This is a genomic window from Frigidibacter sp. SD6-1 (assembly GCF_030143255.1).
Classification (GTDB): domain Bacteria; phylum Pseudomonadota; class Alphaproteobacteria; order Rhodobacterales; family Rhodobacteraceae; genus TMP-24.
Genome location: NZ_JARJNR010000003.1, coordinates 230,712 through 242,628 on the forward strand (window position 1 = coordinate 230,712; position 11,917 = coordinate 242,628).

Genomic DNA, 11,917 nt, shown 5'->3' on the forward strand with positions numbered 1-11,917 from the left:
AAGCCGATTCAGAATGCACAAGGCGGACAGCAAGAGGAGCGCGCTACGATGAGCCAGAAAGACAAAGCGATGATGTTCAGGTCGCTGCACCGGGCGGGCGCGCCGCTTGTCCTTTACAATATCTGGGATGCGGGCGGCGCGAAGGCATTGGCCGATGCCGGGGCGCCGGCGGTGGCGACCGGAAGCTGGTCGGTCGCGGCGGCCCATGGCTTTGCCGACGGCGAGGCGATCCCGCTCGATCTGCTGCTTGTGATCGTCGGGCGCATCGTCCGGTCGGTCGATGTTCCGGTCAGCGTCGATTTCGAGGGCGGCTATGCCTCCGACGCTGCTGGTCTGGCGGCGAATGTGGCGCGGTTGATTCGCACCGGCGCGGTCGGGATCAATTTCGAGGACCGGATCGTGCGCGGCGAGGGGCTTTATCCGGTCGAGGTTCAGGCTGCCCGGATCCGGGCGATCCGCGAGGCGGCGCGCGAGGCCGATCTTCCCCTCTTCATCAACGCGCGCACGGACCTTTTCCTGAACGCCGATCCTGCCGCGCAAGAGGGCTGCGTGGCGGAGGCCCTGCACAGGGCGGAGGCCTATGCTGCTGCGGGTGCGGACGGCTTCTTCGTTCCCGGGCTGACCGACCATGGCCTCATCCGGGCGATCACCTCATCCGTTCGATTGCCGGTGAATGTGATGATGATGGGGGCGCTCGGGCGGATCAGCGATGCCGCCGCGCTTGGAGTGGCGCGCGCGAGCTACGGGCCGGGGCCCTATCGGACTGCGATGACCGAGCTCGCGGCGCGCTATCGGGCCTTGACCTGAAAAGGTCAGTCAGAGGCAGCGGGCGAAGGAAGGGCGGCTTGCGCCGCCCTTTTTCAGTTCTCGTTGATATCGTGCTCGAAGATCTTCACCCGGTCGCGCGGCAGCCCGAAAAGGCGGCGCAGGATCAGCCAGGCGGCAAGCGAGGCGATCGCGAAGACCAGGACCATGGGTGACATCCAGTCGCCAAGCACGCCAAGCGCGATGAGAAGGCCGGTCAGCACCGCGCCGATGGCAAAGCCGAGGAGCACATAGCCCGAGACCATCACCTCAAGGATCGCCAGCACGCCGCCCGCGGCAACCCAGACCCACCATTCTTGCCAAAGTTCCATCAGCCGCGCCCCTTCAGAAGCTTGAACGCATCGCCGAAGGCCTCAAGCGCCGATGCCGGAACGATGACGGTCTGCGAGCCCTGCCCGGCGGCCACCGCTGAGAGCGCCTCGACCTGCTTGAGCGCGACCTGATATTGCGCGGCCTCGATGCCGTTTTCCTTGATCGCCTGCGCCACGACACCGGTCGCGTAGGCTTCGGCATCCGCCGTGATCCGGCGCGCCTTGGCGACCTGCTCGGCCGCGTAGAGTTCGGCATCTGCCGACAGTTCCACAGCGCGCTTCTTGCCTTCGGCCTCGGTCACCTGCGCGCGGCGCGCCCGTTCGGCGTTGAGCTGCTGGAGCATGGCGGACCGCGTCGCCTCGTCGAGATTGACGTCAAGGATTTCGACCCGCGTCACCTCGATCCCCCAGTCATCCACCACCTGTGCGAGTGCATCGCGGATCTTGGCGATCAGGCTCGAACGGTTCGATTGGACGTGATCGAGGTCCATCGTGCCGATCTCGGCCCGGACGATGCCTGCGACCGTGGTGGCGATGGCCGCGTCCACGTCACGGATGCGGTAGACGGTCTTTTCCGGTTCCGTGATCCTGTAGAAGACGCTCGTGTCGACCGTCACCAGCACGTTGTCGGCGGTGATCGCATCCTGCTTGTGGGTCGGAAGCTGCCGTTCAAGGACCGAGATCTTGTGGCGGACCCGGTCGAGGAACGGAATGATGAAGTTGATCCCCGGCCCCAGAACGGCGCGCAGCCGCCCGAACCGTTCCACCACATGCTTTTCCGACTGCGGCACGATGCGCACGCCAAGCCAGATGCAGAGCAGTATGAATAGCGCCAGCACCAGAAAGACGGCGCTGCCGCCGGTAAGCTCGTTCCCGATCATGGGTCCCTCCCGTTTGTTCTTCCCTTAAATGATCGGATTGAAACCCGCGCGCAAGTGGCTTCCGACCGGTTTCGGCCGCGCGCCGATTCGTGGCTGGAATGTGGTGGGAGGCGGTCCCGGCGGCTCGCCGCAGGCGCCCCTGCCGGTCCTGAGTCTCGAGACAATCTCCGAATTTGCTCAAATTTTTCGCAAAGTGGAAGAGATGTTCAAAAACGCCGCATTATCGCCTGATTCCGACGCAAGCCTCTTCGGAGCGTCGCGTCAAGCGGCACCGATGAATCCAGGACGGAGCAGAAAATATGATTACGGATGTGTTTTGCGGATCGAGCCGCAGCTTCCTGATCCTTTCGGTCTGGGGGGCGCTCGCCACCCAGGCCTTCGCGCAGGATGCCTGCACAAGCTATGTCGTGAAAGAGGGTGACACGCTCGGCTCGATCTCGATGTCGGCCTACGGTCGGCTGGATTATCAGGCGATCTTCAATGCCAACACAGAGCAGTTGCGCGCCAATCCCAACGCCCTGAGTGCCGGAATGGAATTGGTGATCCCTTGTGGCGACGGGCGCCTGAGCGCCACCGACGATGTCGCCGAGATCGATGCGGCCGTCTCGAAGGTCGGGAACGTTTCCAGCGATACCCAGGGCAAGTATCGCGCCAAGATCCGTTTCGTGACGGGCGGAGACTGGTATCCGTTCGCGGACGAGGGGCTCTCGGGCGGTGGCTTCCTGATCCGGCTCGTTTCGACCGCGATGCAGCGCGGCGGAAACGACCAGCAGTTCGCCATCGACTGGGTGGATGATTGGGATTCGCACCTGACAACCCTGTTGCCGCTGGGAGCATTCGATGCCTCGATCGCCTGGTACCAGCCCGATTGCAGCGCGCTCGACACGGTTTCCGAGATGACGCGCGATTTGTGCCTGAACTACGACTTCTCGGAATCGCTCTATGATGCGGTGTTCGGCTTCTTCACCAAGAAGGGCAACAAGTACGAAAACGCCAGGACCTTCGCCGACCTCAAGGGCGCGCGCATCTGCCGGCCCGAGGGCTATTCCTTCCATGACCTGGACGCCCAGGGGCTAATGGAGCCCGTCGTATCCATCACGATCGACGATTACATGGAGGATTGTATCAAGGGCATCATGGCCGACAAATATGACGTGTTCTCGGTGGAATCGCAGGCGGCCTATCCGGCGCTGGAGGCCGAGGGCGTCGGGGGCGACATCGTCGAAAATCCACGGATTTCCTCGATCCAGGCCATCGCGGTGATGACCTACAAATCCAATCCACATTCCCGCGAATATCTCACTTACCTCAACCGCGGCCTGAACGAGATGCGTGACAGCGGCGAGTGGTACGACATCGTCGCCAGCTCGCTGAAAGAGGCCAACGACAAGCTCGCGTCGCAGTGATCCGCAAGCCGGACCATCCGTAGGGCTCGCCAGACAGGCGAGCGTTTCCTCGGGGCGGGCAGGGGCCTATACTGGGCCCATGCCCGCCCTGTGCCGCGACTGCTTTCATCCTTTCGACTCCGGCAGCCGCTGCCCGGCCTGCCGGTCGCCGCGCGTTCTTGCGCACCCGGAACTATTCGACCTGTCCATCGCGCATATGGACTGCGACGCCTTCTATGCCTCGGTCGAAAAGCGCGACCGGCCGGACCTGCGCGACAGGCCGGTGATCGTCGGCGGGGCGAAGCGCGGCGTCGTTTCCACCTGCTGCTATCTGGCACGCATCAAGGGCGTAAGGTCGGCCATGCCGATGTTCCAGGCGCTGAAGCTTTGCCCCGAGGCAGTGGTCATCAAGCCGCGCGGCAGTCACTATGCCGCCGTCTCGAAGGAAATCCGTGCGTTGATGGAGGCGCTGACCCCGCAGATCGAACCCCTGTCGCTGGATGAAGCCTTCCTCGACCTGACCGGAACCGCGCGGCTGCACAAGGCGCCGCCCGCCGTCCTGCTCTGCAGGCTTCTGAAGCGGATGGAGGGGGAACTTGGTCTCACCGGTTCGGTCGGCCTGTCGCACAACAAGTTCCTCGCCAAGGTCGCTTCCGACCTCGACAAGCCGCGCGGGTTTTCGGTGATCGGCCGGGCCGATACCGCGGCCTTCCTGAAGGGCAAGCCCGTGCGGATGATCTGGGGCGTGGGTGCCGCCTCGCAGGCCATGCTGGAACAGGCGGGGATACGGACATTCGACGATCTCTTGCGGTGGGACCGCAAGGACCTGGGACAGAAGTTCGGTTCGATAGGTGACCGGCTCTGGCATCTGGCGCGGGGCGAGGATCACCGGCGGGTGAACCCGCACGAGCCGATGAAATCGATCTCTGCCGAGACGACGTTCGACGAGGATACCGCCGACCGCGAACTGCTCGACGGCCATATCTGGCGCCTGTCGGAACGGGTCACCGACCGGGCGAAGGCCAAGGACCTTGCCGGTGTCACGGTCACGCTGAAACTGAGGCGGGCGAATTTCTCGCTCCTGACGCGCAGTCACCGGCTGCATGAACCGACCCAGACCGCCGACCGCCTCTACCGCGCGGCGGCGGAATTGATGGCGGGCGTGAGGGAACCCGGGCCCTTCCGGCTGATCGGCGTCGGTCTTTCTGACATCCGGCCGGGGCGCGAGGCGGACCTGTCGGGCGATCTTCTCGACCCTGAGGCCGTGCGGCGTGTGGGCGCCGAGCGCGCCGCCGACCGGATCCGCGCTAAATTCGGCAAGGACGCGATCGTCAAGGGCCGGGCGCTTCGGTAGTCGGCGAAGGGCCGCGGCCTCCTCGAGCACTTCGTGCACGCGTCGGATCGATTGCGCGCTGACAACGGCGAGAAGAGCACGCAAGGGCTCGACGAGCCGCCCGCCCCGGCGCGCTATTCTGCCGCGAGCTTCTGCGCCTCGCCGCCGATCGCGGCGATATCGCCGAGGACATGCTGCAACCGTTCCTTGAAGGGCGCGAAATCGCCGTGCGGGGTGATCGTGCGCTCATCCATGTAAAGCCTGCGGTCGATCTCGATCTGCAGGGCATGCTGGCCGATGCCGGGGCGGCCGTAGGTCTGGACGATATAGGCCCCCGCGAAGGGCGCGTTGCGGGCCACGGTGAAGCCCCGGGCGCGGAAGGCTTCCTCGACCGCGTCGGTGATGCCGCCCGCAGCCGAGGCACCATAGCGGTCGCCGATCACGATCTCGGGGCGGTGGCCGGGCCGGTGGGCGAGGGTTTCCATCGCCTCATGCGGCATCGAATGGACATCGACGAGGATCGCCTGGCCGAAAAGCCCCCGCGATTCGGACAAAAGCGCGCGCAGGCGGTCGTGATAGGGGTGCCAATAGGTCTGGATGCGCTCGCGCGCCTCCGACATCGGGATCTTGCCGCGATAGATCGCGCGCCCGCCCGAGACGACGCGGGGGATGACCCCGAGACCCGAGGCGATTCGCGGATTGTGGGCGAAGGCCAGCGCGCTTTCGACGACGGCCGGGTCAAGCTCATCCGCCCCGCGGTTGAGGTCGAGGTAGGCGCGCGGCGCCATGCCTGTCAGCAAAGGCGCGCCGAGTTCTGTCACGCCGCCAAGCAGCAAATCCACGAAGGCATCTTCAGAAGAGCGGATCGCGCGTTCATCAAGCACCGACGCCCTGAGAAACGCTTCGGGATAGGCGCGGCCGGAATGGGGCGAGGCGAAAACCACGCTGGTCCGGCGGTCTTCCGGCAGGTGGAGTTCGTAGGCGATCGTCTGTGCAGCCGGTCTTGTCATGCACCAACCATAGCGCCAAAAACTTAAGCGCCAAACCCTCTTGCAAGCCCCGACGACTCTTTATATAGACCCCGGGACCGACGCGGTTCCGCCCGCGTCCTTATTGTTTGGAATGGGCGGAATTGTTGACGGCGGGCGCGTAGCTCAGCGGTAGAGCACTACGTTGACATCGTAGGGGTCACAAGTTCGATCCTTGTCGCGCCCACCATTCACCGCCCCTCCGGGGGCAAGTCATGCAGCGCCGACTTGGCCTGCGAAGGAGAGAACGATGAAGGTTGCGAACTCGCTCCGCTCGCTCAAGACGCGTCACCGCGATTGCCAGATCGTGCGCCGCAAGGGCCGGGTCTATGTGATCAACAAGACGCAGAAGCGCTACAAGGCCCGTCAGGGTTGAGCCCATCAGGGTTGATCTCCCTGGGCTGATCGCTTCGAGCGCACGGAATTTGAAAGACCGCCCGCGGGAAACCCGGGCGGTCTTTTCATGTTGGGCGTTCAGCGAAACGGACAGGGCGCCGAGAAGGTGATGCCCTTGCCGGTTTCCGGATGGCGGAAGCGCAGGCTCTCGGCATGAAGCATCAGGCGCGGAAAGTCCCGCGCCGGGCCCTCGGCATAGAGCGGATCGCCGAGGATCGGATGGCCGAGCGCCTGGCAATGGACCCGCAGTTGATGGCTGCGCCCGGTCAGCGGGTAAAGCCTGACCCGCGTCGTACCGTCCGGATCGTGGCCAAGGACGCGCCAGTCGGTCTGGGCGGGCTTGCCGGTCTCATGGTTCACATGCTGACGCGGCCGGTTCGGCCAGTCGACGATCAGCGGCAGATCGACCCGTCCCTCCTTCGGCTCGAGATGCCCCCAAAGCCGCGCGCGATAGACCTTCTTCGTCTGCCGTCCCTCGAACTGCGCGCCAAGCTCCCTTTGCGCATGGCGGGTCAGGGCAAAGACCATGACCCCCGATGTATCGAGATCGAGCCGGTGGACGAGCAAAGCCTCGGGGTAAAGCTTCTGCACGCGCGCGATCATGCAATCTGCCAGATGCTCGCCCTTGCCCGGCACGGAAAGGAGGCCTGCGGGCTTGTCGACGAGAAGAACCGCGTGATCGGCATGGACAACGCGGACGGGTTCGTCGGGGGGCGCATAGGTGAAGTCGGTCATGGATCCCGGGCGGCAGGAGCGGGGTTCCACCCCGCACCCCGGGATATTTGGACCAGAGTGAAAGGGCAAGGCGCGATCGGTCAGTCGGCGGGCCAGGGGACAACGGTCAGTTCGGGCCAGCAGGATCTTTGCCGCGCGGCCTTCGCCTCGTGCGTTGCCCGGTTCGGCAGGCAGGGGTTAGGCGTGAGACGGAAGGCGAAGATGTCATCGAGTCCGTAAGGGGCATGCAGCGTCAGGCTGTAATCCGCTTCAAGCCGCAGCCCGACGCAATGGGTGCGGCTGGCGAACTGGTCGATGGCGGTGCGGCTGTCGGGCAGGGGCGCGCGGTTCTGACCGAAATGCGACTCGTACCACAGATGCACGCGCGCCTGATTGCGCAGTTCGACCGGCGGTTCGGGCGGGAAGAGCAGTGCGGCGCGGCGGATTTCGCGGTCTTCGGCCTCGTAGCTGGTGTCCGCGTCGAAATAGAAAAGGTCGATGTCCTTGACCCCATGCATCTCGGGCCGCCCGGTGAGATGGTTCCAGACCTGATTGTAGATCGCGCCCGAGACGAGCCAGCTGTCCGGCAGGTCAAGCGCCCTTAGACCCGCCAGCGTCCGCATCAGCACCGGGCTGTCGCGCACGATGTCGAACAGCGCGGCGCGCTGATCGTCGGACGACCGCGCTGCGAAGCGAAGATGGTCGGGTGGCATCAGACGATCCGGTGACCCTCGGCACTTAGTCGCCGGGCGATCTCGGCGATATGGGCGGGTGTCGTCTCGCAACAGCCGCCGATGATCGTCGCGCCCATCGTCACCCAGAGATGGGCGAAATCGGCATAGCGGGCCGGTGTCATCTCGGGCCGGGCGCTCAGGAGGTCGACGGTCGGATTGTCCTTGAGGAATTCCTTGGTGATCTGCTGGAAACCATTGGCATAGGCGCCGAAGGGCAGGCCGAAGCCCCTGAAGATATCGAGTGCTGCCGCCATCGCCTCGGGCGCCGAACAATTGGCAAGCACAGCCGCAACGCCATGGTCACGCAGGATCGGCGCGAGGCCCGCGACCTTCTCGCCCGACCGCAGAAGCGTGCCGTCCTCGTCATCCACCGTGACCGACAGCCAGAGCGGTTTTCCCGCGCCCGAGGCGCCTTCGGCCACGGCCCGCGCCGAGGCGAGCGAGGGCACGGTTTCGGCGATCAGCAGATCGACATGTGGCGCCATCAGCCCTGCCGCCTCGCGGTAGCGGGCAACGGCAACCTCGTGCGGCGGCAGGACATCCGACCGGTAGGAGGCGACGAGCGGGCCAAGCGAGCCCGCGATCCGACCCGTGCCATGGGCGGCGCGGGCTTCGGTTGCCTCGCGCAGCGCCTGTTCCATCAGCGACCTGAACCGATCCTCGATCTCGAACGTCCTCAGCCGCTCGCGCTCGATCGCATAGGTGTTGGCGGTGGCGACGGTCGATCCGGCGGTGAAGTAATCGGCGTGGATCGCGCCGACGAGGCCGGGATGGCCGATCATCACCTGTGTGGCCCAGAGCGGCGTCGGCGGATCGCCGGACCGGGCGATCAGCTCCTGCCCCATGCCGCCGTCAAGAAGGGTGATGTCTGCCATGGAAACCTCAGTTGGTGCGAAGAAGGCGAATGGCGAGCAGGGCGAGAAGCCCCGCCGCCAGCCGGTTGAGAAGATGCAATCGCGCGGCCAGAGCAGAGCGGAAGAGCCCTGCGGCCGCCCCGTAAAGCGCGGTGACCATCGTGCCGGTCAGGGTGAAAAGCAGCCCGAGGATCGCGATCTGCTGCCAGACCGGTCCGCGCGCCGGATCGGTGAACTGCGGCAGGAAGGCGAGGATGAAGAGCGCGACCTTGGGGTTGAAGGCATTGACGAGAAAGCCGCGCCAAAGGGCACGGGCCGGGCTGATCGCTTCTGGCTGTGGAAGGTGTGCGTTGCCTGCCCGCCAGCTCGACCAGGCGAGCCACAGAAGATAGGCCGCCCCGGCCCAGCGAAGCAGGGTAAGCGCCGTTGGCATGGCTGCAAGCAGCGCCGAAAGCCCGAGCGTGGCGAGGCCGACATGCCAGAGCCCACCAAGCCCGACACCAAGCCCGGCTGCCGCCCCCGCGCGCGGCCCGCCCGAGAGGCCCGCGGCGGTCGCAAACATCACATCGGCGCCGGGCGTGAGATTGAGGATCAGCCCTGCCATCACGAAGATGGCGAGGTCATGGGCCGGGATCAGGCTGAAGACTGCGTCGGTCATGGCCCGACCATCCATGGGCGCGCGGGCTTTGACAAGGGCAGTGGCGTGCAGGACAAGGGCATCGGGAGGAACCATGGATTTCGAAAAGATCAGCCCCGAGGATTTCGGCCGCTCGCTGAAGGGTATCGGGCTCAACCTTCTGGTGCGGGACGTGCAGGCGGAAGCGGCGTTCCTGACCCGGCTCTTCGGCATGGGCGTCCACCGGCTGTCGAAGGATTTCGCCATCATGACCTATGGCGAGCAGCTGTTTCAGCTGCACGCCGACCAGACCTATGGGTCGAACCCGCTCCTGTCGCTCTTGCCCGAAGCGGGTCCGCGCGGCGCAGGTATCGAGATCAGGCTCTATGAAAGCGACCCGGACGGGGTGGCGGCCCTGGCCGCGGCGGACGATCAGGCGACGATCCTTCAGCCGCCGACCGACAAGCCGCATGGGCTCAGGGAATGCTATGTTCTTTGCCCGAACGGCTATGCTTGGGTGGCGAGCCGACGGCTTTGACGCGGCGCCGACGGATGCCACGCAGTTTCAGCTACTTTCCGGCGCCTGCGAGAAGCAGGGGTAGCGGCGTCCAACTGGGACGAGTGCCGGCAACTCGCTAGGAGGCGAGGCGAAATTCCTGCACCGCGGGAACATTCTCTTGCACGGCCTTCTCGACCTGTGCCCGGATTTCACTAGAGATGCAGCTGTCGCCCATCCAACTCAGATGGTTCGCTATGGCGAGCATGACGCGTGCGCTTTCGGGCCCGGCAGTGCAGGGGGACTTTTTCAGAAAGGGGAAGCCCAGTTTGCGTGTCAGCAACCCGGCGATGGCATAGCTCGCGCCCTGGCGAGCGACGCTGCACAATATGATCTTCTCCAGATCGGCCCTGTCCGCAGTCCTGACGTCGATCTGCGCAGCATACTGTCGCCGGAAGGCGCTCATGTCTGGATCATTGACGCTGATAAGCTCGTCAAAGACCCTCCGCACCTCCCGGTCCGACAGACTGGAAAGGATGCTGGGAAGATCCGCCATTTCGGATGCTGCAGCATGTGAATAGCCGTTGTGCAATATCCATCGCGTCAGGCCCATCTCTCCGCGCCGGACGGTAAGGTCCTTGTCCGAGGTAAGCCTGAGGCTTCGCCAGAATTGCGCGAAACCGGCATCTCTCAGGACTTTTCCAGAAAATCCCAGCGCGAAAGAGGCATAGTGAAAATGTCGCCTGGTCTTGTCGATCCGCCAGTCGATCCGCCGGAAATCCTCAGGTTCCCGTTTTGGAACGGCCCATGCCCAGATCGAAGCCCAGAAATCCTTGCCGGATCGCTCCATCCGCTTGAGCCAGTCGTAGGAGCCGGGAAGCGGAAACCAGACCGAATCATTCAAGAGGGCGAGATGCTGCAACCCTTGAAGCCTGTCCTTGAGGAACAGGATTCCGTCGCGATAACCGCCGAAGTCATATCCGAAATTCGGGCGCTCTATGACAACATGGGATTTCTCGGCAAGCGCCCTGCGCGCCTCTGCGGTCAATGGCAGGTTCGACACGACGACCGGCGCATATCCGGACGCAGCCAGATAATCCAGCGCCAGAAAATGCGACGCGGCAACACCGTCCTGAGGGTAGATCAGATACACCGCACACTTGTCGCGCAGCTCCATTCGGCCAGAGGTGGTCTGTGTCCTGTAGGACTTCGTCAGATCGTAGTGAAGTTGAACGAAGGTGGATTCGAAGAGTCGATAGGGCAGGTTGTTCAACTGCAGCCCAATTCGGCGAACCTCGCGCCGTGCCTTCCGGCCGAATGTCGAGAGACTCATCTTATTGGACATTCTGGTCTGCACCCAAGTAGCCGGAGAAGACGCCGCGAACAAAACCATACCTTTTATGAAGCTGTCTTCGGGAGACGATATTCCACGGCAATGCCATTTGCGCAATGCCTGCCATTGCCGCAACGACCCCTCCCCATCTCAGACCGTGCTTGCGCGCGGCATAGACACGGGATCGTCCCATGTGCCAGGCCTTGAACGCCGCCATTTCTGCGCTGCGCGGGCTGGATCCGCCGCCTGCGTGCCGGACCGCTGCGCCGCGGATGAACATGAGCGGGCCGCGCTCGGCGCGCAGCCGGAGGCTCAGGTCATCATCTTCGTGGTAGAGGAATATCTTCGGGTCGAAACCGCCAAGGGCCTCGAAATCCGCGCGGCGCACCATAAGCGCGGCACCCGACAGCACGCTCACTTCGCGATCTGCCTCGGGCCACCCGCGCGGCATATGTTCGCGACGCGGCAACAGCACGCTCCGCCGCTTGAAATAGGCTCGCCCGTCGGCTTCGGTGATCCGCGGGTTCAGCGCGGACGCTTGAGGAAAGCGGTCCATTGCCGCCTCAAGACCCTCAAGGCAACCGCTCTCAAGCGCGGCATCAGGATTGAGGAACAGCAAGAATTCGGTCGATGCCTCGGCAGCGCCAATATTGCAGGCAACGCCAAATCCCCGGTTGGCAGCATTGCGGATGACGCGCGCGTCGGCCGCTTCGGCCAGTTTCCGGACGCCATCCGGATCGGCTGATGCATTGTCGACCAGGATCACGGGCACGCCAGCGGGCACCGACGCCAGCATCGCGGGCAGAACGGCGAGACTGTTGTAGCAGACCGAGACGATCGTGGTGCGGCAGGTGTCAGACATGATCCGAACATAGTGCAAAACACGCCTGCTTACACCCCCGGTTGTCGTCTTCGTGCCGCACCAAACCCTTAATGGGCAGGTTTTTTCTCACGCAGTCGAATCTGCGCGCCAAGTTGCCGACAGATTGAAGATGCACACGGGGCGCGCGC

At 64.3% G+C, this 11,917-nt stretch carries 14 protein-coding genes and 1 tRNA gene; 6 read left to right on the plus strand and 9 right to left on the minus strand.

Annotation, left to right across the window (positions count from 1 at the left end):
- Positions 1–48 precede the first annotated feature (48 nt).
- On the plus strand, positions 49–807 hold the full coding sequence (locus P0645_RS07545) for an isocitrate lyase/PEP mutase family protein (protein WP_284163968.1): 759 nt from the start codon (positions 49–51) through the stop codon (positions 805–807).
- Between the two features lie 53 nt (positions 808–860).
- Here P0645_RS07545 and P0645_RS07550 read toward each other — a convergent pair whose 3' ends face one another.
- Together P0645_RS07550 and P0645_RS07555 are read right to left on the minus strand one after the other, a co-directional pair.
- Positions 861–1,136, minus strand: coding sequence for an NfeD family protein (locus P0645_RS07550; RefSeq protein ID WP_284163969.1), 276 nt, complete (start codon positions 1,134–1,136; stop codon positions 861–863).
- The gene (locus P0645_RS07555) at positions 1,136–2,017 is read right to left on the minus strand and encodes an SPFH domain-containing protein (RefSeq protein ID WP_284163970.1); all 882 of its coding nucleotides are present in this window, start codon (positions 2,015–2,017) and stop codon (positions 1,136–1,138) included. The genes P0645_RS07550 and P0645_RS07555 overlap by 1 nt, the downstream gene beginning before the upstream one ends.
- 299 nt (positions 2,018–2,316) lie before the next feature.
- On the opposite strand from P0645_RS07555, the gene P0645_RS07560 reads away from it, so the two are divergent.
- A complete protein-coding gene (locus P0645_RS07560) occupies positions 2,317–3,423 on the plus strand; it encodes a LysM peptidoglycan-binding domain-containing protein (protein ID WP_284163971.1) in 1,107 nt (368 codons plus the stop codon).
- Positions 3,424–3,502: 79 nt separating this feature from the next.
- A complete protein-coding gene (locus P0645_RS07565) occupies positions 3,503–4,756 on the plus strand; it encodes a DNA polymerase IV (RefSeq protein WP_284163972.1) in 1,254 nt (417 codons plus the stop codon).
- Positions 4,757–4,869: 113 nt separating this feature from the next.
- Here P0645_RS07565 and P0645_RS07570 read toward each other — a convergent pair whose 3' ends face one another.
- The gene (locus tag P0645_RS07570) at positions 4,870–5,745 is read right to left on the minus strand and encodes an N-formylglutamate amidohydrolase (RefSeq protein WP_284163973.1); all 876 of its coding nucleotides are present in this window, start codon (positions 5,743–5,745) and stop codon (positions 4,870–4,872) included.
- A 133-nt stretch (positions 5,746–5,878) separates the two neighbouring features.
- Here P0645_RS07570 and P0645_RS07575 point away from each other — a divergent pair.
- Together P0645_RS07575 and ykgO are read left to right on the plus strand one after the other, a co-directional pair.
- Positions 5,879–5,953 (plus strand) — tRNA-Val (locus P0645_RS07575).
- A gap of 60 nt (positions 5,954–6,013) precedes the next feature.
- Positions 6,014–6,139, plus strand: a complete 126-nt coding sequence (gene ykgO, locus P0645_RS07580; protein WP_100196728.1) for a type B 50S ribosomal protein L36 — start codon at positions 6,014–6,016, stop codon at positions 6,137–6,139.
- 98 nt (positions 6,140–6,237) lie between these two features.
- Here the strand turns inward: ykgO and P0645_RS07585 are convergent, their stop codons facing one another.
- From P0645_RS07585 to P0645_RS07600, 4 genes are all read right to left on the minus strand, one after another.
- Positions 6,238–6,894, minus strand: coding sequence for a pseudouridine synthase (locus P0645_RS07585; RefSeq protein WP_284163974.1), 657 nt, complete (start codon positions 6,892–6,894; stop codon positions 6,238–6,240).
- Between the two features lie 80 nt (positions 6,895–6,974).
- On the minus strand, positions 6,975–7,586 hold the full coding sequence (locus tag P0645_RS07590; protein ID WP_284163975.1) for a nucleotidyltransferase family protein: 612 nt from the start codon (positions 7,584–7,586) through the stop codon (positions 6,975–6,977).
- Positions 7,586–8,482: a homocysteine S-methyltransferase family protein gene (locus P0645_RS07595; RefSeq protein WP_284163976.1), complete on the minus strand. Its 897-nt coding sequence runs from the start codon at positions 8,480–8,482 to the stop codon at positions 7,586–7,588. The genes P0645_RS07590 and P0645_RS07595 overlap by 1 nt, the downstream gene beginning before the upstream one ends.
- 7 nt (positions 8,483–8,489) lie before the next feature.
- Positions 8,490–9,119: a LysE family translocator gene (locus P0645_RS07600; RefSeq protein WP_284163977.1), complete on the minus strand. Its 630-nt coding sequence runs from the start codon at positions 9,117–9,119 to the stop codon at positions 8,490–8,492.
- 73 nt (positions 9,120–9,192) lie between these two features.
- Between P0645_RS07600 and P0645_RS07605 the strand changes: the two genes are divergently transcribed.
- The gene (locus P0645_RS07605; protein WP_284163978.1) at positions 9,193–9,615 is read left to right on the plus strand and encodes a VOC family protein; all 423 of its coding nucleotides are present in this window, start codon (positions 9,193–9,195) and stop codon (positions 9,613–9,615) included.
- A 97-nt stretch (positions 9,616–9,712) separates the two neighbouring features.
- Here the strand turns inward: P0645_RS07605 and P0645_RS07610 are convergent, their stop codons facing one another.
- A complete protein-coding gene (locus P0645_RS07610; RefSeq protein WP_284163979.1) occupies positions 9,713–10,918 on the minus strand; it encodes a rhamnan synthesis F family protein in 1,206 nt (401 codons plus the stop codon).
- Positions 10,908–11,768, minus strand: a complete 861-nt coding sequence (locus P0645_RS07615; RefSeq protein ID WP_284163980.1) for a glycosyltransferase family 2 protein — start codon at positions 11,766–11,768, stop codon at positions 10,908–10,910. Before P0645_RS07615 ends, P0645_RS07610 begins: the two co-directional genes overlap by 11 nt.
- Positions 11,769–11,917: the final 149 nt, after the last annotated feature.